The organism is Acidovorax sp. LjRoot118, assembly GCF_964253575.1.
Taxonomy (GTDB): Bacteria; Pseudomonadota; Gammaproteobacteria; order Burkholderiales; family Burkholderiaceae_C; genus Acidovorax.
Window position 1 is genome coordinate 3,902,177 of the sequence record NZ_CAXURB020000001.1, and the last position, 24,933, is coordinate 3,927,109.

24 protein-coding genes, 1 other RNA gene and 1 riboswitch are annotated in these 24,933 nt (G+C 68.4%); of the genes, 7 read left to right on the plus strand and 18 right to left on the minus strand.

The window, feature by feature from the left end; genetic code table 11:
* Positions 1 to 9: 9 nt before the first annotated feature.
* The 10 genes from cobW to ACSQ9E_RS18495 all read right to left on the minus strand — a co-directional run bounded on the left by cobW (position 10) and on the right by ACSQ9E_RS18495 (position 10,811).
* On the minus strand, positions 10 to 1,077 hold the full coding sequence (gene cobW / locus ACSQ9E_RS18450) for a cobalamin biosynthesis protein CobW (protein WP_057206312.1): 1,068 nt from the start codon (positions 1,075 to 1,077) through the stop codon (positions 10 to 12).
* A gap of 46 nt (positions 1,078 to 1,123) precedes the next feature.
* Positions 1,124 to 2,002: an ABC transporter substrate-binding protein gene (locus ACSQ9E_RS18455; RefSeq protein WP_057206314.1), complete on the minus strand. Its 879-nt coding sequence runs from the start codon at positions 2,000 to 2,002 to the stop codon at positions 1,124 to 1,126.
* Positions 2,002 to 2,571: a cob(I)yrinic acid a,c-diamide adenosyltransferase gene (cobO, locus tag ACSQ9E_RS18460; RefSeq protein WP_436218776.1), complete on the minus strand. Its 570-nt coding sequence runs from the start codon at positions 2,569 to 2,571 to the stop codon at positions 2,002 to 2,004. Before cobO ends, ACSQ9E_RS18455 begins: the two co-directional genes overlap by 1 nt.
* A 910-nt stretch (positions 2,572 to 3,481) precedes the next feature.
* Positions 3,482 to 4,159 carry an energy-coupling factor ABC transporter permease gene (locus ACSQ9E_RS18465; RefSeq protein WP_436218777.1) on the minus strand — a complete coding sequence of 226 codons (678 nt, stop codon included), beginning with the start codon at positions 4,157 to 4,159 and terminating at the stop codon, positions 3,482 to 3,484.
* 52 nt (positions 4,160 to 4,211) lie between these two features.
* Complete coding sequence (locus ACSQ9E_RS18470; RefSeq protein WP_436218778.1) at positions 4,212 to 4,985, minus strand: ABC transporter ATP-binding protein; 774 nt, start codon at positions 4,983 to 4,985, stop codon at positions 4,212 to 4,214.
* Positions 4,982 to 6,022: a FecCD family ABC transporter permease gene (locus tag ACSQ9E_RS18475; RefSeq protein ID WP_057206322.1), complete on the minus strand. Its 1,041-nt coding sequence runs from the start codon at positions 6,020 to 6,022 to the stop codon at positions 4,982 to 4,984. Before ACSQ9E_RS18475 ends, ACSQ9E_RS18470 begins: the two co-directional genes overlap by 4 nt.
* On the minus strand, positions 6,019 to 6,918 hold the full coding sequence (locus ACSQ9E_RS18480) for an ABC transporter substrate-binding protein (RefSeq protein ID WP_057263847.1): 900 nt from the start codon (positions 6,916 to 6,918) through the stop codon (positions 6,019 to 6,021). The genes ACSQ9E_RS18475 and ACSQ9E_RS18480 overlap by 4 nt, the downstream gene beginning before the upstream one ends.
* A complete protein-coding gene (locus ACSQ9E_RS18485; protein WP_436218779.1) occupies positions 6,915 to 7,517 on the minus strand; it encodes a bifunctional adenosylcobinamide kinase/adenosylcobinamide-phosphate guanylyltransferase in 603 nt (200 codons plus the stop codon). The genes ACSQ9E_RS18480 and ACSQ9E_RS18485 overlap by 4 nt, the downstream gene beginning before the upstream one ends.
* Positions 7,514 to 8,878 (minus strand): cobyrinate a,c-diamide synthase, encoded by a 1,365-nt coding sequence (locus tag ACSQ9E_RS18490; RefSeq protein ID WP_436218780.1) that lies wholly within the window; start codon positions 8,876 to 8,878, stop codon positions 7,514 to 7,516. The genes ACSQ9E_RS18485 and ACSQ9E_RS18490 overlap by 4 nt, the downstream gene beginning before the upstream one ends.
* A 43-nt stretch (positions 8,879 to 8,921) precedes the next feature.
* Positions 8,922 to 10,811, minus strand: a complete 1,890-nt coding sequence (locus tag ACSQ9E_RS18495) for a TonB-dependent receptor domain-containing protein (RefSeq protein WP_436218781.1) — start codon at positions 10,809 to 10,811, stop codon at positions 8,922 to 8,924.
* A gap of 87 nt (positions 10,812 to 10,898) precedes the next feature.
* Positions 10,899 to 11,137: riboswitch (cobalamin riboswitch) on the minus strand.
* A 36-nt stretch (positions 11,138 to 11,173) separates the two neighbouring features.
* On the opposite strand from ACSQ9E_RS18495, the gene ACSQ9E_RS18500 reads away from it, so the two are divergent.
* The 5 genes from ACSQ9E_RS18500 (at position 11,174) to ACSQ9E_RS18520 (ending at position 13,701) form a co-directional block, all read left to right on the plus strand.
* Positions 11,174 to 11,398 (plus strand): hypothetical protein, encoded by a 225-nt coding sequence (locus tag ACSQ9E_RS18500; RefSeq protein ID WP_007858570.1) that lies wholly within the window; start codon positions 11,174 to 11,176, stop codon positions 11,396 to 11,398.
* Positions 11,395 to 11,811, plus strand: a complete 417-nt coding sequence (locus ACSQ9E_RS18505; RefSeq protein WP_057263855.1) for a cell division protein ZapA — start codon at positions 11,395 to 11,397, stop codon at positions 11,809 to 11,811. Before ACSQ9E_RS18500 ends, ACSQ9E_RS18505 begins: the two co-directional genes overlap by 4 nt.
* Positions 11,812 to 11,913: 102 nt before the next feature.
* A non-coding RNA gene (ssrS, locus tag ACSQ9E_RS18510) (6S RNA) lies at positions 11,914 to 12,095 on the plus strand.
* A 160-nt stretch (positions 12,096 to 12,255) separates the two neighbouring features.
* Positions 12,256 to 12,792, plus strand: a complete 537-nt coding sequence (locus tag ACSQ9E_RS18515; protein WP_057206334.1) for an ankyrin repeat domain-containing protein — start codon at positions 12,256 to 12,258, stop codon at positions 12,790 to 12,792.
* A 93-nt stretch (positions 12,793 to 12,885) separates the two neighbouring features.
* Positions 12,886 to 13,701, plus strand: coding sequence for a sulfite exporter TauE/SafE family protein (locus ACSQ9E_RS18520; protein WP_057206337.1), 816 nt, complete (start codon positions 12,886 to 12,888; stop codon positions 13,699 to 13,701).
* An 81-nt stretch (positions 13,702 to 13,782) separates the two neighbouring features.
* On the opposite strand, the gene ACSQ9E_RS18525 is transcribed toward ACSQ9E_RS18520, so the two are convergent.
* The gene (locus tag ACSQ9E_RS18525; protein WP_057206339.1) at positions 13,783 to 14,160 is read right to left on the minus strand and encodes a hypothetical protein; all 378 of its coding nucleotides are present in this window, start codon (positions 14,158 to 14,160) and stop codon (positions 13,783 to 13,785) included.
* Complete coding sequence (locus ACSQ9E_RS18530; protein WP_057263859.1) at positions 14,145 to 15,179, minus strand: zinc-dependent alcohol dehydrogenase family protein; 1,035 nt, start codon at positions 15,177 to 15,179, stop codon at positions 14,145 to 14,147. Before ACSQ9E_RS18530 ends, ACSQ9E_RS18525 begins: the two co-directional genes overlap by 16 nt.
* A gap of 86 nt (positions 15,180 to 15,265) precedes the next feature.
* Between ACSQ9E_RS18530 and ACSQ9E_RS18535 the strand changes: the two genes are divergently transcribed.
* Positions 15,266 to 16,084: a helix-turn-helix domain-containing protein gene (locus tag ACSQ9E_RS18535; protein WP_057206343.1), complete on the plus strand. Its 819-nt coding sequence runs from the start codon at positions 15,266 to 15,268 to the stop codon at positions 16,082 to 16,084.
* A 73-nt stretch (positions 16,085 to 16,157) separates the two neighbouring features.
* Here ACSQ9E_RS18535 and ACSQ9E_RS18540 read toward each other — a convergent pair whose 3' ends face one another.
* From ACSQ9E_RS18540 to hemN, 4 genes are all read right to left on the minus strand, one after another.
* A complete protein-coding gene (locus tag ACSQ9E_RS18540; protein WP_436218782.1) occupies positions 16,158 to 18,626 on the minus strand; it encodes an EAL domain-containing protein in 2,469 nt (822 codons plus the stop codon).
* Positions 18,623 to 19,951 (minus strand): HD-GYP domain-containing protein, encoded by a 1,329-nt coding sequence (locus ACSQ9E_RS18545; RefSeq protein WP_436218783.1) that lies wholly within the window; start codon positions 19,949 to 19,951, stop codon positions 18,623 to 18,625. The genes ACSQ9E_RS18540 and ACSQ9E_RS18545 overlap by 4 nt, the downstream gene beginning before the upstream one ends.
* A 313-nt stretch (positions 19,952 to 20,264) precedes the next feature.
* On the minus strand, positions 20,265 to 20,996 hold the full coding sequence (locus tag ACSQ9E_RS18550) for a sulfite exporter TauE/SafE family protein (RefSeq protein WP_436179107.1): 732 nt from the start codon (positions 20,994 to 20,996) through the stop codon (positions 20,265 to 20,267).
* A 2-nt stretch (positions 20,997 to 20,998) separates the two neighbouring features.
* On the minus strand, positions 20,999 to 22,381 hold the full coding sequence (hemN, locus tag ACSQ9E_RS18555; protein WP_436179108.1) for an oxygen-independent coproporphyrinogen III oxidase: 1,383 nt from the start codon (positions 22,379 to 22,381) through the stop codon (positions 20,999 to 21,001).
* Positions 22,382 to 22,553: 172 nt separating this feature from the next.
* On the opposite strand from hemN, the gene fnr reads away from it, so the two are divergent.
* A complete protein-coding gene (gene fnr, locus ACSQ9E_RS18560; RefSeq protein WP_436218784.1) occupies positions 22,554 to 23,273 on the plus strand; it encodes a fumarate/nitrate reduction transcriptional regulator Fnr in 720 nt (239 codons plus the stop codon).
* On the opposite strand, the gene ACSQ9E_RS18565 is transcribed toward fnr, so the two are convergent.
* Together ACSQ9E_RS18565 and ACSQ9E_RS18570 are read right to left on the minus strand one after the other, a co-directional pair.
* Positions 23,270 to 23,869, minus strand: coding sequence for a histidine phosphatase family protein (locus tag ACSQ9E_RS18565; RefSeq protein WP_436218785.1), 600 nt, complete (start codon positions 23,867 to 23,869; stop codon positions 23,270 to 23,272). The genes fnr and ACSQ9E_RS18565 overlap by 4 nt on opposite strands.
* Positions 23,847 to 24,818, minus strand: coding sequence for an MBL fold metallo-hydrolase (locus ACSQ9E_RS18570; protein WP_428001724.1), 972 nt, complete (start codon positions 24,816 to 24,818; stop codon positions 23,847 to 23,849). The genes ACSQ9E_RS18565 and ACSQ9E_RS18570 overlap by 23 nt, the downstream gene beginning before the upstream one ends.
* Positions 24,819 to 24,933: the final 115 nt, after the last annotated feature.

Consider the following 24,933-nt stretch of genomic DNA (forward strand, 5'->3'; position numbering starts at 1 on the left):
CGGGCGGCCTCAGGCGGTGGTGGTGGCGGATTCGGCGAGTGCCGATTGCAGCTCGGCCTGCAGGGCGGCGGCATCCAGGTGGTCGCCGATCACCACCAGGCGCGTGGTGCGCAGGTCGCCCTCGCGCCAGGCGCGGTCGAAATGGCTGTCGAAGCGCTGGCCCACGCCCTGCACCACCAGGCGCATGGCCGCGCCCGGCAGGGCCACAAAGCCCTTGATGCGGTAGATCTCGTGGCGCTGGACCAGGGCGACCAGGGCCTCCAGCAGGCGACCGCGGTCGGCTACATCAAGCGTGACGTGCACCGACTCGAACTCGTCGTGGTCGTGGTCCTCTTCCTCGTCATGGTGGGTCTTGCGCGCGTCGATCACGTCCTCCACCGCATGGCCCAGGCCCAGCAGCACGCTGGGGTCGATGCGGCCATGCTGGGCGTGCACGAACTTCACGCCCGGCAGGGTCTCGCCACGCACGATGGCTTCCACACGCGCCAGGTCCTCGGCGGTCAGGCCATCGGTCTTGTGCAGCACCACCAGGTCGGCCGTCGCCAGTTGGTCCTCGAACAGCTCGTGCAGGGGCGATTCGTGGTCCAGGTTCTCGTCGGCGCGGCGCTGGGCGTCCACGGCCACCGGGTCGTCAGCGAACTGGCCGGCGGCCACGGCGGGCGCATCGACCACGGTGATCACCGAGTCCACCGTGAACACGTTGCGCAGCGCGGGCCACTGGAAGGCCTGCACCAGCGGCTTGGGCAGCGCCAGGCCCGAGGTCTCGATGACCAGGTGGTCGATCTGGTCACGGCGCGCGGCCAGCAGCTCCATCACGGGCGCGAACTCTTCCTGCACGGTGCAGCACAGGCAGCCGTTGGCCAGCTCGAACAGCTGGCCGTTCTCCACGCCGTTCTCGTCGCAGCCGATGCCGCAGCTGCGCAGCAGCTCGCCGTCGATGCCCAGTTCGCCGAACTCGTTGACGATGACGGCGATGCGCTTGCCTTGCGCGTTGGTCAGCAGGTGGCGCAGCAGTGTGGTCTTGCCGCTGCCCAGAAAGCCGGTGACGATGGTGGCGGGAATCTTGTGGACTTGCATGGAAGGAGTCTCCAGTCAGAAAATGGGGAAGTGAGGTGGTGCGAATTCAACGCAGAACTTGCGGTAATCCAAGAAGGCAATCGACCAGCATGTGCGCTGCCTCGCCCAGGCGCGGCCCGGGGCGCGAAAGCAGGTCCATGCGGTCGGCGTCGAGCTGGCAGACCTGGTGCTGGCGCAGCGCCTGCATGCCGGACCAGCCGGGCCGGTCGGCCACGTTGAAGAGGGTGGTCTCTGGGCCGATGACCAGGTCCGGCCCACGGCGCACCACCATTTCGGAGTTGACGCGCGGGAAGAGGCCCATGTCGCCGGGCACGATGTTCACCAGGCCCAGGCGCGCCACGGTCTCGCCGATGAAGCTGGCCGCGCTGGCGGCCGTGGGGCCCACACCCACCTCGACGTAGACACTGCGCCCGCGCAGGTGGGCCGGCACGCGGCGCGCCGCAGCGTCGAGCTCGCGCTCGATGCGCGCCACCAGCTCGGCCGCGCGTGCCGATTCGCCGAGCGACTGGCCCACGCTGATCAGCATGCGCTTGAGGTCGGCATGCGTGCGCGCATCGAACACCTGCACCGGCACGCCCAGGGCCGAGAGGCGGTCCCCCGCCCGACTGCGCGGGCCCAGCAGCACCATGTCGGGCCGAAGGGCCACGATGCGCTCGATCTGCGCGTCCTGCAGGCCGCCCACCTTGGGCAGCTTGGCCACGGTGCCGGGCCAGCTCGAATAGCGGTCGGTGCCCACCAGCTCGGCACAGTGGCCCAGGGCGCAGACGGCCTCGGTGAGCGAAGGGGACAGCGTGACGATGCGGTGCTGTTGTTGTGCCTGTGCCAGCGGCGCGGCGAGGCCGCCCAGCAGGCCGAGCACGGCCAGCGCGGGCACCGTGGGGTGCAGGCGCGTGCGGGCCAGCGGCAAAGACAAGGAGGGATTCATCAGTCCTCGATTCCCCGCTGAGCAGGCACGCCGGCCTTGAAGTGGTGCTTGATGAGCGTCATCTCGGTCACGGTGTCGGCCAGCTCGATCAGCTCGGCCGGCGCGTTGCGGCCGGTGAGCACCACGTGTACGTGCGGCGGGCGCTCGCGCAGGCAGGCCAGGATGGATTCGAGCGGGATCCAGCCGTAGCGCAGCGGGTACATGATTTCGTCTAGCACGACCATGAAGTGCTCGCCCGCGCGGACGGTGGCCTCGGCCTTGGCCCAGCCGTCCAGGGCCAGTTGCGCGGAGTGGTCCAGGTCGCGGCTCTTCCAGCTGAAGCCGTCGCCGAGGCCTTCAATGGGCATGCCCAGTTGTTCGAACAGGCGGTGCTCGCCGAAGCGGGCAGTCGGCACTTTCATGAACTGGTAGATCTTGACGGTCTTGCCTCGGCCGTGGGCTCGGATGGCCAGGCCGAAGGCGGCGGTGCTCTTGCCTTTGCCGGTGCCGGTGTGGACGAGGACCAGTCCTCGGCGTTCGCCTTGGGGTTTGGGGGTGTCGCGGAGGATGGGGGGGGATTCGATTTGCATGTGTGCCGTTTTTTGGTTGCTCATCGCCCTGGGGCAGTGGTTGCTCTTGTTGTTTTGCCGAGGGCGGAGGCCGGGGTGTGCGCCCGGCAGCGCAGTAACTTTCTCTTGCTTCGCCAAGAGAAAGTCACCAAAGAGAAGGCGACCCCCAGTCTGCGACCCCCGTTCGCCCTATCGGGCGAACGGGGGCAACCTGCGATGCTCGGATCTGGGGTGGGCGTCGATGAACTCGCTGCGTTCTTCGAACTCCGCTCAGACAGCATCGACGAGCTAGACCACGAAGTGCATGTGTCCTTCGGCACATGCACCCACCCCAGCTCCTGCGCTTCTCGGCGCAGCCAGCAGGGGTTGGGAGCGGGTACCGCACGGCTGCTGCTTGCGCAGCTGCGCCGGGTGTCGGTTACGCGCTGCGCGCTGCCGACGGTTGGGGCGCCGCCGCCCTGCCCAGGCCGAGCGCAGCGAGGCAGTTCGGGCCGAGCGAAGCAATGGCCCGAGTGGAGCCCGTTCCCACCCCCTTCTGACCGTGCCGAGAAGCGCAGGGCCTGGGGTGGGTGCGTGTGCCGCAGGACACACGCACTTCGTGAACTAGCTCGCCGCAGCTGTTTGAGCGAAGTTTGGCCGCAGGCCGAACGCAGCGAGTTCTGCGGCACCACCCCAGGCCCGAGCATCGCAGGTTGCCCCGTTCGCCCATCGGGCGAGCGGGGACACGGGCTGTGGGGTCGCCTTTTCTTTGGTGACTTTCTTTTGGCGACGCAAAAGAAAGTTACTGCGCCGCCGGGCGCACATCCCGGCTCCCGCGCCAGGCACAGACACTCCGTCACCAGAGCGACCAGCCCATCGAATGACCTGCAGCCGCCAGGCTGAGACCCGGCCTGCGCCCCTAGCAAAGAAACAGAACCAACCACAAGAAAACTCAAGCCGCCTGGTGCAACCGCCGCTCAACGAAAGAAGAACCTTCCAGCCGACGCAACGCCTTGGCAGCCGCCAACACGCCCAGATCCACCAAAGGCTCCAGCAACACCACCGTCATGTAAGCAGCCCCGAACGTCGCAATGCTCTCCAGATTCGCAGAGCCAACACCCGCACCGTAGATCGCCCAGAAAGCCACCCACATCACGATCCCCCCCTGGTACGCCACCGACAACTTGAACGTCTGCGCATACGTCATGTCCACATACGCCATGCTTTCCGGCACGATGCGCTTGGCAATCGCCGCCGTCGCGAACAACGGCACCAGCAAGGTGGTGACATTCATCCCGTACTGCGGCAGATCCTGCTGCGCAAAGAACACGCTCTGGATCAACAACCCGCCCGCCAAGCCGATGGCCGCCGGCGCAGCGCCGAACAGCAGCAGCAAGGTGGTGCCCAGGATCAGATGCACCTCGGACACCCCCACCGGGTGGTGCGGCAGCAACTCGAAGAACGCAAACACCAGCGCGATTGTGAAGACCGAGCGTGCCAGCAGGGCCACGGGGCCCTCTTTCTTCACCATGTCGAGCGCCAGCTTGCCGGCGTACAGCAGCGCCGTGGCGCCCGTGGCATAGCTCAGGAAGATCTTGGTGGTATCCACCAGCCCGGGTTCGATGTGCATGGCACGGCTCCTTGGTTAAAACAAATGAAAGAGAGAAAACAAAAAACAGCGATCAGCGCGGCAAGGCCACCCACTGCCCCAGCAGCGCGTGCACCGCGATGCGGTTGTCGAAAACGGCTTCCAGCGCGCGGTGGGTGACAGGCTCATCACAACCCCCCTGGTGGGTGATGCGGCCCTGGGCCATCACCACCAGATCGTCGGCCTGCAGGGCCAGCGACACCTCATGCAGCACGCTGACCACTGTGTTGCCGGCAGCGACCAGGGCACGCACGGTGTGCAGCCAGTCGGTCTGGTGCGGCGGGTCGAGGTTGGCCAGGGGTTCGTCCATCAGCAGCACCTGGGCCTGCACGGCCAAGGCGCGGGCCAGCAGAACGCGCTGGCGCTCGCCGCCTGAGAGCTGCGACAGGGGGCGGTCGCGCCAGTCCCAGGCCTGGGTCGTGCGCAGGGCCTGCTCCACGGCGGCATGGTCGGCGGGCGACGGCGGGGCCAGCCAGGGCTGGTGCGGCAGGCGGCCGAGCATGGCCACGTCGTAGCTCGTCAGATCGTCGGCCGAGCCCTCGTTCTGGCCCAGCCATGACAGCTGGCGGGCGCGCTCACGGGCCGGCACCTGGCTGAGCATGCGGCCGAGCAGTGCCACCTGGCCATCGACATGGCCGCGCGGCAACAGGCCGGCCAGCACCTTGAGCAAGGTGGACTTGCCCGCGCCGTTGGGCCCGACGATGCTCGTCCAGCGGCCCTCGGGCAGGTGCAGGTCGATGCCGTGCAGCACCTGGGCCCCGCCAACACGTGCGGTGATCTGGTGGGCGCTGAGTGCGATGCCCCTCACAGGCCGCCCCCGTGCGCGGTGCGCCGGTGCATCAGCCACAGCAGGTAGGTGCCGCCCAGCGCCGCGGTGAGCACGCCCACAGGCAGCTCCTGCGGCGCCAGCATCCAGCGCGCCAGGATGTCGGCAGCCAGCAGCAGCACCGCGCCCATCAGGCTCGACAAGAGGATGTGCCGCTCGTGCGTGACGCGCACCATGGAGCGCACCAGGTGTGGCGCGGCCAGGCCGACAAAAGCGATCAGCCCGGTCTGCGCCACGGCGGTGCCGGTGGCCAGCGCCATGGCGGCCACCAGGCCGGCACGCATGGGCCCGAGCGGCAGGCCCAGGCTGGCGGCGGTGGATTCGCCCAGCGTGAGGCCGTCGAGCGCGCGCGCCAGCACCCAGGCCAGCAGCGCGCACAGCGCCCAGGCTGCGCCCATCAGCGCGCAGGCGATCCAGCCGACAAAGGCCGTGCTGCCCAGGATGAAGGCCTGCATGGCCTGCAGGATGTCGGGCGAGGCCAGCTCCACCAGGTCGCGCAGGGCGCCCAGCACCACGCCCACGATGACGCCGGCCAGCAGCAGGCGCAGCGTGTGCTGCACACCCTTGGCCAGCACCAGCGTGAGCACCACGGCCCCGGCAGCACCGAGAAAGGCCATGCCGGTGATGCCGATACGCGCCATCCACTGCGCGGCCACGGGCGACACGCCGAACATGGCCATGGCCACCGCGCCGCCCAGGGCCGCGCCCGAGGCGCTGCCCAGCAGGTACGGATCGGCCAGCGGGTTGCGGAACAGGCCCTGCGCCACCGCGCCGGCCAGGCCCAGCAGCGCACCGGCGAGCCAGGCACCCAGGGTGCGCGGCAGGCGGATGTCCCACACGATCTGGCGAGCCACCGGGTCGTCGCCCATGTGCACCAGGCTCTCCAGCCCCGTGCTGCCCACCGCGATGCCCAGCACCAGCAGGACCAGGCTGGCCAGCAGCAGCCACAGCGCGCACCAGGCGGCGCGGCGCCGGCCCGCAGCCGAGGGGATCAGGAAGGTTTTTTCAGCAGCAGTCATCGCGCCTTTTCGGTCAGGCAGCGCGCCATGATGCGCGCGGCCTCGGCCATGCGCGGGCCGGGACGCACCACCACATCGGAGTCGCCGGGGCCGAACACGCAGATGCGGTCATCGCGGATGGCGCGCATGCTGGCCCAGCCGGGGTACGGCACCATGGCCTGCATGCTGCGGTTGCCGATCATGATCACGTCGGGGTTGGCGCGCACCACGTACTCGGGGTTCAACCGGGGGAAGGGGCCGAGCGATGCGGGCACCACGTTGCGCGCGCCCAGGCGGGTCAGTGTCTCGCCGATGAAGGAGGACTCACTGGCCGCATACGGCCCGCGGCTCACCTCGAAGTACACGCGCGTGCCACGCGCCTTGGGCGGCAGCGACTGGGCGGCCGCCTGCACGGCCGCGTCGATCACGCGCCACAGCCGGTCGGCGCCCTCGGCCTTCGGTACACCCAGCACCTGGCCCACCACGCCGAGCACACGGCGCACGTCGGCATGGGTCTTGGGCTCCAGCACCACGACCTTCAGGCCCAGGGCCTCCAGGCGCTCGCTGGCGCGCGAGCTCATGGCCAGCAGCACCACGTCGGGTTTGACGGCGACGATGGCCTCGATGCTCGGATCGATCCCGCCGCCCAGCTTGGGCAGCCTGTTCACCGACTCGGGCCAGTTGGAATAGCGGTCCACCCCCACCAGCCGGTGGCACTGGTCGAGCTCGCAGACGCTCTCGGTCAGCGAGGGCAGCAGCGTCACGATGCGCTGCGGCGGCTGGGGTAGCGACACCACGCGGCCGCGGTCGTCCGTCACCTGCACAGGCTGCGCCTGCGCCAGCCCCGCCATGAGCAGGCCCAGCACCACGATGATGGCAATCACCCAGAGGATGCGGCGCACGGGGGTCGGGGTCATCCGCGCGGCTCCTTCAAGGCCAATGGCAGCCCGGCGGCCATCAGGGTCACGCGCGGGCACACCTCGGCCACCTGCTGGTTGAGCGCGCCCAGCGCATCGACGAAGGCGCGCACCTCGCGCCCCAGGGGGATGACCCCCAGGCCGATTTCGTTGCCCACCAGAACAACGGGGCCAGGGGCTTGCTGCAATGCGGTGAAGAAGTGCTGGCGCTGGGCAGCCCAGTCGCTGTCCAGGGCGTCGCGGTCCTCACGGCCCATGGTCTCGGCGCCCGCCGGCATGGTCCAGTTGGTGAGCCACAGGGTCAGGCAGTCGACCACCACCAGCGTGTCGGCACTGCCGAGCTGGCGCAATGCGCCAGCCAGGTCGCGCGGTTCTTCCAGAGTGGCGAGGCCGGGCACGCGCTCTGCGCGGTCGCGCTGGTGGCGGGCGATGCGCTGGCGCATCTCCTCGTCCCAGGGCTGGGCCGTGGCGACCAGCACGGCACGGTGCGCGGGCGAGCAGGCCAGCCAGTCGCGCGCGATCAGCTCGGCGCGGCGCGACTTGCCGCTCTTCTGGCCGCCGAGGATGAATTCGGTGGTGATGGTGGATGGCTGGCTCATGCGGGCACGCCCTCCCCGCCCAGCAGGTGCGCCACCGCAGCGGGAGCGGATGCGAACCAGGCATGGAAGTAGCTCGCGTGAATGCTGCCCTGGCGGTACAGCGCCTCGCCGGCATCGGGCGCAGGCAGCGCCTGCGGGCGCGCCGTGCGGCCCACCACGGGCGCCGAGCTCTGCGCAGTGGAGTAATGGAAGGTATGGCCGCGCAGCGTGTGCCCCGCCACCGTGAGGTGCTGCGGGCCCAAGGCAGCTAGGCGCTTTTGCATGGCCACGCGGCCGGGCAGCAGGCCCCATAGCGGCTGCTGCGCGCCATCGGCCAAAGTGATCGATTCGAACAGGGCCATCATGCCCCCGCATTCTGCCCACACGGGCTTGGCCGCAGCCACATGGGCACGCAGGCTGGCCTGCATGGCGGTATTGGCTGCGATGGTGGCGGCATGCAGCTCGGGGTAGCCGCCGGGCAGCCATACGGCATCGCAGGCGGGCAGCGCGGCATCGTGCAGCGGCGAGAAGAACACCACCTGGGCGCCCATCTGCGCCAGGCACTGCAGGTTGGCCGCGTAGATGAAGCAGAAGGCCTCGTCGCGCCCCACGGCCACGGTGCGGCCGGCGAGCAGCGGTGCCACAGGCGTCGCTGCGGGTGGCGGAAAATCCACCGCCCAGCGCTGCAGATCGTCCAGGCCCATCTGCCCGAGCGGCGTGGCGGCCAGCGCGTCGGCCGCCGCATCCAGGCGCTGCATGGCATCGTGCAGCTCATGCGCCACCACCAGGCCCAGGTGGCGCTCGGGCAGCAGCGGTGCCGAGGCCTTGGTGGCGACGTCACCGGGCGCCACACGCATCAGCGCGCCCATCCAGTCATCCGCGTCCTGCAAGCCGTCGCGCAGCATCTGGGCATGGCGCTCTGACCCCACGCGGTTGGCCAGCACGCCGGCCCAGGGCAGGCCCGCGCGGTAGTGGCGCAGGCCAAAGGCCAGTGCACCGAAGGTGCCGGCCATGGCGGCGGCATCGATCACCGCGAGCACAGGTACGCCAAAGTGCTGCGCGAGGTCGGCCGCACTCGGCGTACCGTCAAAGAGGCCCATCACGCCTTCGATGAGGACCAGGTCACTCTCCGACGCTGCAGCATGCAGGCGCTGCGCGCAATCGGCCTCGCCGTTCATCCACAGGTCGAGCTGGTGCACCGGCGCACCGCTGGCGAGCTGGTGCCAATGCGGGTCGAGGAAATCGGGGCCGCACTTGAACACCCGCACCCGCCGGCCCTGGCGCGCATGCAGGCGCGCCAGGGCCGCGGTGACGGTGGTCTTGCCCTGGCCGGATGCCGGGGCGGCGATCAATATCGCCGGACAGCGTGCCGGGGTGACCATTCTTCTTGCTTCCCTTCCCTGCTCTCTCTCGTTGTCTTTGTGCTTAGAGCGGCGCCCACTTCACGCCCACATAGACCGTGCGGCCCGGGGTGGCGTAGGTGCGGGCCAGCTCGTAGGTCTTGTCGGCTGCGTTGTCAAGGCGCGCGGTCAGCGTGAAGTCGCGTGCGATGCGCGTGCTGGCATACAGGTTGAACAGGCTGTAGCCGCCCAGCACGAAGGTGTTGGCCACGGTGTCGAAACGGCGGCCCGAGGCCTGCACTTCGGCGCCCACGGTCCAGCCGGCCAGCTGCGTGTCGGCGCCCAGGGTGCCGTGGCGCTTGGCGCGGCGCGCCAGCATCTTGCCGGTATCGAGGTCGCGCGGGTTCTGCAGGTCCAGCGAGCCGCGCAGCTGCACGCTGCCCAGGCGGTAGGAGCCCGCGAAGGTCACGCCCTTGTATTCGGCGCGCGCCACGTTCGCATAGCAGCCCTGCGTGGAGGGGCAGCGCCCGGCGGGGCCGAAGACGATCAGGTCCTGCACGCGGTTGCGGTAGGCGGTTACCGAGAAACTGCTCGAAGCCTGCGCCCAGCGCAGGCCCAGCTCGGCATTGCGGCTGCTCTCGGGGTTCAGGCTGCCCGTGCCGTACTCGCTGAAGCGGTGGTACAGCGTGGGTGCGCGAAAGGCCGTGCCCACCGAGGCAGTGGCGCGCCACTGCGGGGCAAAGGTGTAGCCATAGGCCAGGCTGCCCGTGCCCTTGCCGCCGAACTCGCTGTCCGAGTCGTGGCGCACATTGGCCTGCAGCGTGTGGGCACCGGCGGTGTAGCCATAGCCCAGGGCCAGCGCATCCTGCGAGCGCTTGCGGTCGATGGGGGCATTGTCCAGGCGGTCCTCGCGGCGCTCCAGCGCGGCCGTCACCAGGTGCGGGCCCTGGCGCCATTCGTTCTGGAACAGGTAGCCGCGCAGCCGCGTCTCGGTCAGGTAGAAGGCGGGCGTGGTCTGGTACTCGTCGCGCGAGTCGGTGATCTGCACGCGCGTCTTGTACTGCGGGGTCCACTGCGCCTGCCAGTTCAGGCCCAGGGCGTGCAGCTGGTGTTGGTTGCGGTCGTCCTTGCCCAGGCCGCTGTCGTAGCCACTGTCCAGGTCGTTGGCGAGCAGCGTGGCTTCAAGCCGGTGCGTGGCGTTGACCTGCAGGCCCACGCGGGCGCTGACCGAGGTGGATTCATAGCCGTCGCGGTCGGGGTTCTGCGTGGCGATGGTACGGGCGTTGAAGCCCTTGCTCTCCTCGCGTGCGATGCCGAAGGCGTAGTCGATGGTGCCGCTGGCGCCGCTCACGCCGGCCTCGGCCTTGCGTGTGCCGTGGTTGCCAAAACCGATGCCCACGTAGGGCGCCACGCCCTGCTCGCCGCGCTTGGTGAAGATCTGCACCACGCCGCCCATGGCGTCGGAGCCATACACCGCGCCGGCCGGGCCGCGCAGCACTTCGATGCGGTCGATCTGCGCCAGCGGGATCGACTCCCACGCCGCGCCGCCGGTGGACTGCGAGTCCATGCGCACACCGTCGATGTAGACGGCCGTGAAGCGCGACTCCGCGCCGCGCAGGAACACGCCGGTGGTGGTGCCGGGCCCGCCGTTGCGCGAGATCTCGATGCCGGGCACACGCGCCAGCACGTCGGCCAGGCCCGTGGCGCCGCTGGTCTCGATGGTCTGGCGGTCGATCACGGTCACGTCGGCCACCAGGTCGGACAGGGGCTGCGGCGTGCGCGTGGCGGTCACCACAGTTTCGCTCAGCGAAGGCGCGCGCAGATTCTGCGCCAGCAGCACAGCGCCATTGGCACCGGCCTGCTGGGCCTGGGCGGCGCAGGCACCGAGCACAGCCAACGCCACCAGGGCGGGACGCAGGCACACGGGCTTGGCGATGGACGCAGCAAGGCACGCACGGGGGGTACGGATTTTCATGGGGCGAATCGTCAGCAAACAAACCCGTGCCGGCCTCCCGCCAGCGAAATGGGTGATACGGCTGCGCGCGCCCTGCAATCCAGGGCGCATGCAACCACCGTGTTGGCCGGTATCCGGGCTGGCGGAACACTCCCCAACGCCTTCCCAGGTGCTTGTTCAAGGCACCCAGTGGCATGTGGTTGGAGAGAGAAGCCCGAAGGCTTCGTCCGCTGACCGTTGCGGGGGCAGCGCAGGCTCGGCGCGCCATGCGTGGCGCCACCTCCCTGCTTCCCGTTGAACTGCAGCATGTGAACCACACCGCGAGCACCAACCCGGTGATTTTACGACCGTTTACAACCCGCCGTCCTACAATCGGTGGCTGTATGGCAACAACACCATCGACCACTGACCAGATCGCCGAGCGCGTGGAGCGCCTGCTGGTGCGCCACGCCGAACTGCAGCGCACCAACGCCCTGCTGTCCGAGCAGGTGGCCGCACTCACCCAGGAGCGCGACTCCCTCAAATCCCGCCTGAGCGCAGCGCGCTCGCGCGTGGACGCCCTGCTCGAGCGCCTGCCCCAGGCCCCTCCCGCGAAAGACGCCGCATGAAGCAAATCGAGGTGCAGATCCTGCAGCAAAGCTACCTGCTCAGTTGCCCCGAGGGGCACGAGAGCCGGCTGCTCGACGCCGTGGAGCGCGTGGACACCGCCATGACGCGCATCCGCGATGCCGGCAAGGTGCGTGCCCGTGAACGCATCGCGGTGCTGGCCGCACTGAACCTCGCCTTCGAGATCGCCGACCGCGAAGCCGCCGACCTCGCCGAGGCGGCCGACCACCCCCACCCCGTGCCCATGGCCACCCCCATGGCGATGGGCGACGACATGCCGGCGCCCCCGCCGCAGCGCAGCGCCAGCGGCGTGCAGGAATCGCTGCTGCCACCCGATGCGGACGAGGCCCTGCGCCTGCAAAGCCTGGTGCAGCGCCTGGACCAGGCCCTGGGCGAAGACGGTCGGCTGCTGTAGGGCCAGAAAGCGCCGCGCCGCACGCTATCAGCGGCACACATTCTGGAGATTTTCTTTACATCGCCTAACGGCTGCAAAGGGCATTTTCAGCGCCTACAATAAAGGTGTCTGCGGTGCCGCCGGGTCTTATATTTCCTTGAACCAATGCTCAACGAGCACGGGCTTGGTACATCGCCAGGGGAGCGTGATCATCTCGCGTCAGATGAACCCAACACCTGGCTGCCCTCGCCCACCTGAACCCCCGGTTCAGGATGAGGGTCCGGTAGCAATACCGCAGACACCTATTCCCGAAATGGCTGCCGGAGCGATCCGGCAGCCATTTTTTTCGGCCCTGCATTCACCTGCATCCTGCCAACAAACGGTTCCACCGCTCCAGGTCTTCCACCCCCATCCATGCAAGCCCGATTCACCATACGCCAGGCAGTCTGCTGCTGTGTGCTTGCCATGATCGCGTTGCCCGTGCTGCCCCAGACCGGTGCCGCCAAGTCAGTGCACCGAGCCACGCTGTACGACGCCGCCGTGTTCAATCACCGCGCAGCGGTGGAACGGCTCCTGGCCCGCGACCCAGCCAGCGTGAACCAGGGAGACGCCGCAGGCTTTACTCCGCTGCACGGCGTGGCCGGCGAAGAGCACACCGCCATGGCCCGCCTGCTGATCGCGCGCGGCGCCAACGTGAATGCGGCCAACCGCGAAGGCACCACGCCGCTTCATTTGGCCGCCTACCCGGAGATGGCGAAACTGCTGGTGCAAGCAGGCGCAAAAATCGAGGCCCGCGACCACGGCGGCAACACCCCATTGCATGCCGCCACCGAGCACCCGGAGATGCAGGACGTGATGGCGCAGCTGCTCAAGCTGGGCGCCAACCCGAATGCGGCCAACAAGGCCGGCGAAACACCGCTGGATGTGGCGCTCACGAGGCAGGAGCCCGCGAAGGTGGCGCTGCTGCGTCGCCATGGAGCGCGGCCGGGCAAGGCGAAGTAGCCAGACCGCCTGCAGCCGACAAGCCCGCGCTCTACAATTCCTGCCGCATTGCAGCACCTTCCCGCCCCCTCCATTTCCATCTGCCACCTCCCCATGCTCGACCCCCTCCTGATCGTTGAACTCGGCGTCCTCGGCCTGTGCACGGGCTTTCTCGCGGGGCTGCTGGGCATTGGCGGCGGCATGCTGATGGTGCCCTTCCTGACCTACATCCTGGGCGCACGCGAAGTCGCGCCGGACCTGGCAGTGAAGATGGCCATCGCCACCTCGATGGCCACCATCGTCTTCACCTCCATCTCCAGCGTGCGCGCGCACCACAAGCGCGGTGCGGTGCGCTGGGACATCGTCCAGCGCCTGGCGCCGGGCATCGTGATCGGCGGCTTCGCGGCCAGCCTGGGCATCTTCGCGCTGCTCAAGGGCTCGTCGCTGGCGATCTTCTTCGCGCTGTTCGTGAGCTTCTCGGCCAGCCAGATGCTGCTGGACAAGAAGCCCGCGCCCACGCGCCAGATGCCGGGCACCGGCGGGCAACTGGCCGCGGGTGGGGTGATCGGTTTCCTGTCGGGCCTGGTGGGTGCCGGCGGCGGCTTCGTGAGCGTGCCCTTCATGACCTGGTGCAACGTGGCCATCCACAATGCCGTGGCCACCAGCGCCGCACTGGGCTTTCCGATCGCGCTGGCCAACGTGGTGGGCTATGCCGTCAGCGGGCAGACGGTGCAGAACCTGCCGCCCGCCTCGCTGGGCTACATCTGGCTGCCCGGCCTGGCCGTGATCGCGGTGTGCAGCGTGCTCACCGCACCGCTGGGCGCCAAGGCTGCACACAACCTGCCGGTCAAGCAGCTCAAGCGCGTATTCGCCAGCCTGCTGTTCTGCCTGGCCGCGTACATGCTCTACAAAGGCCTCTCAAGTATCTGAGGGCCAGCGCCGATTGATGCCGTGCGGCCCGCAAAAACGCCTCCTTCGAGCCCTCTGCGGCGGCTTTGGTCCGCGCCTGGTCTACGCGGCAAGCTGCTCTGCAAACTGGTAGAGCGAGCGGATCCGCCCTGCCTCGTCCAGTACCAGCAGGTCCAGCCCGCGCGCTTCAATTGGGCCTCCCACGCGGGGCAGCATCTCCCAATGGAATTTGACAAGGTGGTTGTGGCTATCGGCATTGCCGCGGGAGCGAAAGATGAAGTCGCGCTGGTGCACCCACTCCATGTGGGCCCTGTCCACACGCGCGGCGATCTCGCCCAGGCCTCGGGCGGTGAAATTGCGGGTGATGTTCTCGGCCCCGGGTGCCCACAGCCGCTCCACGATCGCCCGCCGCCGTGGGGCATCGGGTTCGTGCCACATGGCCAGGTACTCGGCAATGAAACTGTCTAGTGGCTGCTGCATGAATCTCTCCCGGTGGCTTCCATGGAAATGACGACCTTGCCGAACGACTGGCCGCGCTCGAAGTGGCGGTACGCCTCTTGGGCTTGCGCGAATGGGAATACGCTGTCGATGACGGGCCGTATCTGGTGCTCCGTGAGGGCCCGGTTCATCGCCTCGAAGCTGTCGCGATTGCCGACGAACACGCGGCGGATGGTGGCCATGCTGGCGCCGTAGGCCTGCGAGGAGATCTCGATGTTCGCCTTGTGCACGCCGCGCGCGATCAACAGCATCACCTGGCCATGCAGGCCCACCGCACGAATGGACTGCTCAATGGTGTCAGCCCCGAAAGTCTCCACCACCAAGTCCACCCCCGCGCCGCCGGTGACCGCGCGCACCGCCTTGCCCCACTCGGGCTCATGGCAGTAGTTGATGACTGCATCCGCACCCAGTGCCTTGAGCCGATGGCCCTTCTCGTCGCTGGAAGTGGTGGCGAGCACCCGCGCACCCATGGCCTTGGCCAGCTGCAGCGCGAACAACGAGACGCCACCCGAGCCCAACACGAGCACCGTCTGCCCCGCCACAATGGGTACGGCGCCTGCGACACAGTTCCACGCCGTAACCCCGGCGCAAGGCAGCGTGGCGGCCTCTAGCCATGTCAAGTGAGCGGGCACGCGCACGGCCCACTCTTCATGCAGTACTGTGTACTCGGCAAGCATGCCGTCGAGCGTGCAACCCAGCTGGTCAAACACGTCGTAGCCGATGGGACCACTCTTCCAGCGCGCGAAATAATTGCCCGCCACGCGGTCGCCGATAGAAAAGCGTTTGACATGCCCGCCCACGGCTACCACCTCCCCCGCGCCGTCCGATAGCGGCACCACGCCGGACCTCGCGGCGATGGGGTACGTGCCCGCCTGGATGAACAAGTCGCGCTTGTTGAGTGATGCGGCCTTGACGCGCACAACAATGTCGCTGGGGCCTGGCGTGGGCACCTCGCGCTCCTGCGCCGAGATGCCGTTGGGGTGGAGGAAATAAGTTTGCATGGGGTGCATTCTTAGGCCCGCTACCTGGGCTGTCGATAACGTCGCAGGTTATTGCCGCCACGAAACGAAACGTTATTCTTGGAGCCATGAAGACTGCATCGCATTTTGGCCCGCAACTCAAATCATGGCGTGCCATGCGCGGGCAAAGCCAGATGGATCTGGCGTTGGCTGCGGGCGTCTCCACACGCCACGTGAGCTACCTGGAAACCGGCAAGGCCCGCCCCAGTCGCGAGATGGTGGCGGTGCTGACGAAAGCCATGGACCTGCCCCTGCGCGCGCGAAACCAGCTGCTGGCTGCTGCCGGCTTCGCGCCGCTCTATACCGAGACGCCAATGGACGGACTCACACTCGGACCCGTGCGCGACGCGCTGCAGTTCGTACTTCAGGCCATGGAGCCCAATCCCACCTTCATCGTCAATCGCTGTTACGACGTGGTCGACGCGAACGCAGCAGGAAGGTGGGTGCTGGCCACCTTCACCGCCGATGCCGGCAAGTGTGCAGCACCCGTCAACATGGCGCAGCTGGTCATGCGCCCCGAAGGCATGCGGGGCTTCATCCGGAACCTGGAGGAAGTGCAGCGCAAGGTACTGGGCCGCCTGCGTCGCGATTTGGGCAGCGCGCATGTGCGCGAGCAACGCGACGACGAACTGCTGATGGAGATCGATCCCGTACTCAAGGCTCTGGGCGAGCCGCGCCTGCCGGTCGAGACACTGCCACTGATCTCAGGATTGAACTTGAAACGAGACAGCATCGAACTCAATCTTTTCACCACCATTGCCACCATAGGCACGGCGCAAGACGTAACGTTGCAGGAGATGCGGATCGAGACATTGTTTCCAGCCGATGCAGCGACGCGGACCGTACTTGCCGAACGCCCGCCCCTGGCAAGCAGGCTTGCGGGCTGAGAAGGTCGATTGCTTGCACCACTGCTGGCAGATCGGCGCCCAGCTCTTTGCAACGACAAATGCCCCTGAGGGCTCAGTCCCCAGGCTCTGGCGCGGGCTTTGCTGTCACGGGCTGCGGCGCTGGCACACCGGGCGGTGCCACCGTTGGCCGGCCCAGCAGGCGCCGAAAGTCTTCGGCCGGCAGGCCGGGCGCGCACAGAAAACCCTGGTAGTGGTCGCAGTGCATCTGCTGCAGCACGGCGCGCTGCACCTCGGTCTCCACCCCTTCGGCCACCACCTCGATGCGCATCGCGCGGCCCATGCTGATGATGGCGCTGACGATGGCCCGGTCGCCATCGTCGTCGGGCAGGCCGCGCACGAAGGACTGGTCGATCTTGAGCTTGTGAATGGGCAGCTTCTTGAGGTACGCCAGGCTCGAATAGCCGGTGCCGAAGTCGTCGATGGCCAGGCTCACGCCCAGGCCCGCCAGTTCGTGCAGGCGCTGCTCCATTTCGGTGGCGTCCTGCAGCAAAATGGTTTCGGTCAGCTCCAGCTCCAGCAGTGTGGGCGGCAACTGGTGCACGGCCAGCAGGCGGGTGAGCCGGTCCACGAAATCGGGCTGGCGGAATTCGAGCGCCGAGACGTTGACCGACACCACGATGGGGTGGCCGCTGTGGATCCAGGCCGCCGCCTCGCGCACGGCCTGCTCCATGACCCAGGCGCCCAGCGTGACGATGTAACCGGATTCTTCAGCCAGCGGGATGAACATGCCGGGCGAGACGGAGCCGAACTCGGGGTCGGTCCAGCGGATCAGCGCCTCGGCGCCGGTGATGGCACCGGTCTCCATGCTCACCTGCGGCTGGTAGTGCACGGCCATGCGCTGCTCGCCCAGGGCCTGGCGCATGGCGTGCTCCAGCTTCATGCGCGAGAGCAGGTTGGCGTTCATCTGCGGCTGGTAGAAGCCGTAGCTGCCCCGGCCGCGTTCCTTGACCTGGTACATGGCCGTGTCGGCCTGCTTGATGAGCTCGTCCAGCGAGCTGCCGTCCTGCGGGTACAGCGCCATGCCGATGCTGCACTGGATCGAAAAACCCATGCTGTCGAGCGTGAAGGGGCGCAGCATCTCATCCAGGATGCGGCGCGCCACGCTCTCGGCCACCACGGCATCGCCGCCGTGCAGGTAGATCACGAACTCGTCGCCGCCCAGGCGGCACAGCATGTCGGTCTGGCGCAGGCAGGTCTGCAGGCGCTCGGCCACCAGCTGCAGCACGCGGTCGCCGAACGGGTGGCCCAGCGAGTCGTTGATGATCTTGAAGCGGTCGAGGTCCAGGAACAGAATGGCAAAGCCGGTGTCGCTCTGGCGCGCGCCCTGGATGGCGGTGTCCACGCGCTGCGACAGCAGCAGGCGGTTGGGCAGGCCGGTGAGCACGTCGCTGTAGGCCAGCTCCTCGATGCGCTTTTGCGCGGCGTGCTGCAAGGTGAGGTCGCGCATGAAGCCGATGCTCTGCACCAGCCGGTCCTCGTCGTCGCGCAGCGCCACCCAGGACAGCTGCACGGCGCAGTAGGCATCGTTTTCGCGGGGCAGCCACAGCTCGCCCTCCCAGAAGCCCTCGCGCGCCCAGCCGGCCTCGACCTGGGCCATGAAGTCGGCATCGGGCCCGCCACCGAACAGCGAGGCTGCGGCCGCGCCCTCGAAGGCGCGCGCGGTCTTGCCCACCAGGCGCTCGCAGCCGGGGTTCATGCGCATCAGCCGGTGGTGGCTGTCGGCGATGAAGATCGCGTCCATGCTCGACTCAAACACCCGTGCCGCCAGGCGCAGGCTGGCCTGCACCTCGTTCTGGCGCGTGATGTCGCGAAACGAATACACCCGCCCCACGGCGCGCCCCTGGCTGAACTGGGGCACCGAGCGGCGCTCCAGGCTCATGCCGTTGCGCAGCCCGAGGATGTCGATGCTCTCCTGCATGGGCTCGGCCACCACGGCGGCCAGGCGCTCGACATAGGTGGGCACGTCGGCCACCTGGTCGGCCATGTGGGCAAACAAGGCCTCGTCGTCGCGGCGCACCAGCAGCGGGGCCGGCACGTTCCACAGCTGGGCCAGCCGCTGGTTGAAGGCGCGCACCCGCCCATCGAGGCCGCACACGAGCATGCCGTCGGCGGCCGAATCGAGCGTGGCACGCAGCTCGGCCAACAGGGTTTCGAGCTCGCGCTCGGTGGCCTGCTGGTGGCTTCGGTCCACCATGGTGACGAGGAAGGCCGTGCCGCCTTCGAGCCGGGGCACGCGCGTCACGCGCCGCTCCACCGCCACCAGGATGCCGGTGGCGTGCAGCACGCTGGTGTGCGAATGGATGCCGTCGGCCACCACGGCGGCCGGCTGGCTCCAGAAGATCTGGTCCTGCGGCGTGGCCGCCAGCAGGGTGACCGGCGTGCCCAGCATGTCGGCGATGGTCAGGCCCGTCAGGTGCTCGGCCGCCTGGTTGGCGGCCAGGATGTACAGGGTCTTTTCATCGACGAGCCATACCGCCTCCAGCAAACCGTCGATCCATGCCTGCGGCAGCGGCCGGATCACGCTCCACCCTCGTCGGGGACGGGGGCCACGGCACGCTCGAAGAAGTAGCAGATGCGCTTGCGCGGCGACAGGTAGTCGAGCGCCTCGCGCGGCAGCTGGGCGGGCTTGAGGCTGCGGCGTATGCCGAGCTCGGGCACCGTCTCCAGGTCCAGGATGGGCGCCTCGTCCTTGGGCACGCGCGGGTCGTGCACGATGACCTTGGGGCGCAGCGGCCGCGAGGAGTTGACCGAGGCCACGATGGCGTAGCGGTCGTTGACCAGCTGCACGATGGAGCCCGGCGGGTACACCCCCATCATGCGGATGAAGGCCCCCAGCACCACGGCGTCGAAGCGCGCCTTGTGCTGGGCGAAGATGACGGACAGCGCTTCGTGCGGGGTCAGCCCGCCCATGCCGCTGCCGGGGCTGCACAGGCGGTCGTAGTGGTTCACCAGCGCCAGCACCTGGCCGGGGCGCGAGAGGTCTGCCGCCGTGAGCCGCATCGGAAAACCGCTGCCGTCCACCATTTCATGGTGCTGCGCAATGGCCAGCAGCACCGGCTTGCCCAGGCCCATACGGCCCGCCAGCGCCACGGATTCACGCACATGGCCCTCGTAGCGGGCGCGGTCGGGCGCGGGCATGTGGGCCTGTACGTTCTTGAATGCGTCGGGCAGGCGCATCTTGCCCACGTCATGGATCAGGGCGGCCACCCCCAGGTCCTGCAGGTCTTCGGCCTTCATGCCCAGGGCCTTGCCCAGCAGCAGGCTGACGACCAGCACGTTCACGGGGTGCAGCGCCCCGGGCTCGCCCACGCCTTCGGAGAGCAGGCGGATCACCGAATCGCCGTTGTTGAGCAGGTCGCTGACGCAGCCGGCCACCAGCACTTCACCCTCGGTACGCGCGCGCTCAGGGTGGTCCACGACCACCTTCTCCAGCGCCACGTAGCGGCGCGTGGCCTCGCCAAAGCGCTGGTTGCACTGGGCCAGGGCACGGTTCTGCGCCTCCAGCAGCCGGCGCCGGCGGGCGGCGGCCTCGTCCACAGCGGGGTCGGATGGCACAGCCAGCGGAGCGGGGGCCGTCGCCTCCCGCGCGGCGCCTGGAGCATCGGCGGGCGGCGCCTCCTGGGGGCTGCCCACCGGGGGCAGGGCCAGCTCGCGCAGGTCGGGATCGCTCTTCTTGGGGACGTAGCGCACCTCCGTCAGCCCCAGTTCGCGCAAGGTGGCGATCTGCTCGGCAGACGCCACCCGGAAACTGCTCACCGGAAACGGATGGTGCATCCAGCCCAGGTCGAGCTGGATGTACATGCCGATGCGCAGCTGGCTGATGTCGATGAGGATGGAAGAATTCACTTCGGGGCGTACGGGTGGAAGCACGGCGGCATCGCTGCCACCATTGGTTACACCATTATCACCAGTTCTGAAGGCCTGTCTTGTCCTGCAATGTCATAGGACATAGCCATGGCGATACTGTCCCGAATTCGGTGATGCAATGCACGACACCCCGGGGAAAACCCTGCACCGGAGCGTTGCGCCAAAGCCGCGTTTCGCTCCAGGCCGCCCCCCTGCAGACGCAGAGCCCTGGCAATGCACCGATCAGGCGGCCCTGCGATCCGTGCAACTGCGTAGGACGCGCAAAACAACAGCTGGCGGCCGACCGGCTGTCTCACCGGCACCACAGCGAAGGCTTGTAGACCAGGTCCATCCACAGCGCCCAGCCGGCCGCCGCGCACAGCAGCCCCCCGGCCACGCGCGTGCCCCAGTCTGCCCGGGCCTGGTTGATGCGGCTGCGCAGGCGCGACCACAGCCACGGCCCGCCCACCAGCCACAGGCCACTGCCCAGGGCGAACAGCGCCATGGTGGCGCCCCCCTGCACCGGCCCACCGCTGAGCGCCGCCACCAGCAGGGCCGAGTACAGCAGGCCGCAGGGCATCAGCGCCCAGAGCAGCCCGGCCGCACCCACGCCGCCCGCCCCCGCCGTGAGGGGCTGCACGCGCCGCCACACCGAGCGGCCCAGGCCTTCCACCCAGGCCGGCTGGCGCGCCTGCACCAGGAGCAAGAGGCCCCAGGCCATCATGGCCAGATGCAAAAAGGTCCAGGCCGGCTGCAGCGCAGCGGTGCGCTGGGTCAGCCAGGCCAGGCTATCCATGGCCAGGGCAGCAGCCGCGCCCAGGCCAGCGTAGCCGGCGACCCGCCCGCCATGGAAGGCCAGCAGCCGGCCCAGCGCAAGCGATGGTGCGGGTTCGGCCAGCCCCGCGCCCCCCTGCCCGGCCCAGCGAACGGGTTGTTCCCCACCCTGCCCCACCAGCGCCCCGCACGGCGCCGCGCACATGGCCAGGCAGTGCGGGCCACCGGCCAGGCCCATCAGCAGCGCGGTCCAGCCCAGGGTGGCCAGCATGGTCAGATGATCCGGGAGAATCTGGCGCGGTTGCGGTCGGCCTGCAGGTAGCGGTCGAACACCATGGCGATGCCGCGCACGAAGAACCAGCCCATGGCCGAGACGGTGATCCCCTCCTCCGTCACGCTCACCAGGCCCTGCGCCTGCAGGCCCGCGAGCTGCTCCAGTTCGGACGCAAAGGTGCGCCGGAAGTCGATGAGCCAGCCCGCCTCGATGGATTCGAACAGCAACTCGCCCTGGCACATCAGCGCCATGATCACGGCGCGGCGCACCAGGTCGTCGCGGTTCAGGGCCAGGCCGCGCACCACGGGCAGGCGGCCCTGGTCCAGCAGGTCGTAGTACTCATCCAGGGTCTTGGCGTTCTGGCTGTAGGTGGCGCCCACCCGGCCGATGGCCGAGACTCCGAGGGCGATCAGGTCGCAGTCGGGCTGGGTGCTGTAGCCCTGGAAGTTGCGGTGCAGCCGCCCCTGGCGCTTGGCCACGGCCAGCGCGTCGGTGGGCAGGGCGAAGTGGTCCATGCCCACGTACACATAGCCCGCGTCCATGAACTGCTGCAGCGAGCGCGAGAGCATGGCCACCTTGGAAGGCGCCGCCGGCAGCTCGGCCGGCACGATGCGCCGCTGAGGCTTGAAGCGCTCGGGCAGGTGGGCATAGGCATACAGCGCAATGCGGTCGGGCCGCAGCTGCTTGACCTGCTCCAGCGTGCGGTCGAAGGATTCAGGCGTCTGCCGCGGCAGGCCATAGATCAGGTCCACGTTGACCGAGTCAAACCCAAGGCTGCGCGCCGCCTCCACCAGCGCAAACACCTGCGCGGCCGGCTGCACGCGGTGCACGGCCTTTTGCACATCGGCATCAAAATCCTGCACGCCAAAGCTCAGGCGGTTGAACCCCAACTCGGCCAGCACCGCCAGGCGCTCGGGGGTCACGGTGCGCGGGTCCACCTCGATGGAGTATTCGCCGCCCGGCGCAAACGTGAAGCTGCGCCTGAGCACCGCCATCAGCTCGCGCAGCTTGTCGTCCGACAGAAAGGTGGGCGTGCCCCCGCCCAGGTGCAGCTGGCTCACCACCTGGCCCGTACCGCAGTGGGCCGTGTGCAGCTCCACCTCGCGCGCCAGGTAGCGCAGGTACACATCGCCCCGGTCGTGGTGCTTGGTGATGATCTTGTTGCAGGCGCAGTAGTAGCACAGCGACTCGCAGAACGGAATGTGAACATACAGCGACAGCGGCAACGCCTTGCCCGGCGTGCCCGCCTTGCGCTGGGCCAGGGCCAGCACATACTCGTCTTCGCCGAAAGCCTCGACGAAACGGTCAGCCGTGGGGTAAGAGGTGTAGCGGGGACCAGGCACGTCGAAGCGGCTCAGAAGTTCGGGCGTCACAGCGGTCATGGGGAGCGGTTCCTTGTTGGGTACTGACTGTGCCGCAGCCTTTGCCCACCGACCTTGACGCAGATCAAGTGATCACGGAGTCGCAGGGCCCACAATTTGATGCATGTCAGCCACCACCACGCTCCTCTCCCCGGATGCGATCCGTTCGCACCCCCAATCCGCTGCTGTGCCCATGAACCCGCTCACCATCAAAGTCGCCTGCTCCAACTGCAACCTGCGTGAGCTGTGCATGCCAGTGGGCCTGAACGAAGAGCAGCTCACGCGCATCGACGAGATCGTGGCCGTGCGGCGCAAGGTCAAGCGCGGGGGCACGCTGTTCCACAACGGCGAGGTGTTCACCTCGCTGTACGCCATCCGCACCGGCTTCTTCAAGACCTGCGTGGCCACCGAGGACGGGCGCGACCAGGTGACGGGCTTTCAGATGGCGGGCGAGATCATCGGCCTGGACGGCATCGTCAACGACCACCACACCTGCGACGCCGTGGCGCTCGAAGATGCCGAGGTCTGCGTGATGCCGTTCGACCGCATCGAGGAGCTCTCGCGCGAGGTCACGGCCCTGCAGCACCATGTGCACAAGATCATGAGCCGCGAGATCGTGCGCGAGCACGGCGTGATGCTGCTGCTGGGCAGCATGCGCGCCGAAGAGCGCCTGGCCGCCTTTCTGCTCAATCTGGTGCAGCGCCTGCACGCGCGCGGGTTCTCGCAGTCCGAACTGGTGCTGCGCATGACGCGCGAAGAAATCGGCAGCTACCTGGGCCTCAAGCTCGAAACCGTGAGCCGCACCTTCTCCAAGTTCGCCGAGGACGGCATTGTCGAGGTCAAGCAGCGCCATGTGCGCATTCTGGATACCGATGCGTTGAAACGCATCGTCAACTCGCAGACCTGTAGCTAAGAGACTTGCAGGCGGGCCAGCACCTCGGTCTTGCCGCTGCGGTCCGCGCGCAGGATCAGCGCCTCGCCCGAACTGGTGTTGGTGCTGGCCAGATCGGACAGCACGAACATATGGGTGAACCAGGCCTCGAAGCTTGCGCCCCGCGCCGACGCGGCCGCCAGCGCCTGGCGTAGCTCGCGCAGGTGGCCGGCACCGGTGGTCTCCGGCGCGCCGCGCGGCGAACCCAGCGCGGGCCAGACCTGGGGCGCGGCAAAGGCCAGCGTGGCACTGTCGATGCAGCGGCACCAGGGGCTCGAAAGCACCTTGGCCGGCTGCAGCTGGCGCTCCTTGAACCACACGCCGGTGCGCCGTGCCTGCTCCCGCCCTTCTTCGCTGAGGTTGCGCTGCGTGCCGCAATCGCCCAGGCGAAACCCCGGTGGGTCGAAGGTGCCAGGTGCCAGCGCATGGCGGAACGCGGCCACCACCCCGCCCTTGCGCAGCAGGGCCTCGGCCTCGGTGTCCTGGGCGGCCCAGGCCTGCAGCGTGGTCAACGCCAGCCCGGCGCCCAGCACGGTGCGCCGGCCAACGACCGCTTCAGGCTGCGGGCTGGAAGGCATAGCCATTGCCCGATGCCGCCATGCGCCCGAAAGCCGGGAACGGGAAGTGAAAGCCCCCCAGCATGGCATTGCTGGCGGTGATGCGCTGGAACACCTCGCGCCGCACCTTGCGCGCGGCCTCGGCATCCATGTCGAAGGTCACGGCCCAGTCGGGGTTGCGGGCGAACAGGGCCGGCACATTGGTCAGGTCGGCCACGTAAAAGAAGTTCTGGCCGGCGGACTTGAGCTCGAACAGGGTGTGGCCCGGCGTGTGCCCGTAGGCCGCCACGGACTGGATGCCCGGTGCCACTTCGGTGCCCGCGCCAAACTGCACCAGCGTGTCGGCCGGCATGGTGGCGAAGGTACGGCGCACGTTCTCGAAGGCGCCCTTCATGCCCGCGGGGGCAGCCGCCATGCGGGCATCGTCCATCCAGAAGGCATGCTCGGCGGCCGGCACCAGCACCTTGGCCTTGGGGAAGGTCAGCGCGCCCGCCTTGTTGCGAATGCCGTTGATGTGATCGCCGTGGTAGTGGCTGATGAGCACGGTGTCGATGTCATCGGCCTTCAGGCCTGCAGCGGCCAGGCTGTCGAGCAGCTTGCCGGTGGTGGGGCCGCCAAACTCGCCCAGGCCCGTGTCGATCAGGATTTTGCGCCCGCCTGCCACCACCAGGAAGGGGGTGTAGGGCACGTCGATGTAGTCCGTGGGCAGGCCCTGCGAGGTGAGCAGCGCACGCACTTCGGCCAACGGCGCGTTTTTCACGAACTCCTCGCCCAGCGGGCGGCGCGTGATGCCATCGACCAGCGCCACCACCTCCACATCGCCCACCTTCATGCGCCGAAAGCCGGGGTTGGGCAGGGTGGGCGTACCGAAGTTGGGCGCATTCTGCGCCCACACGGGCACGAACGAGCCCGCAGCGTAAAAAGCAGGGGCGGCAAGCCCAGCACCCAGGAAATGGCGGCGTGACAGCATGAAACTCTCCGGTATTGAGTTGAACTGATGAGTTTTCAACTGTAACGGGGAGTGGCACGATGGCACCAGACCCGGCGCAAATCAGTAGGCGCCATGGGGTCTTGGGATCTTGCCA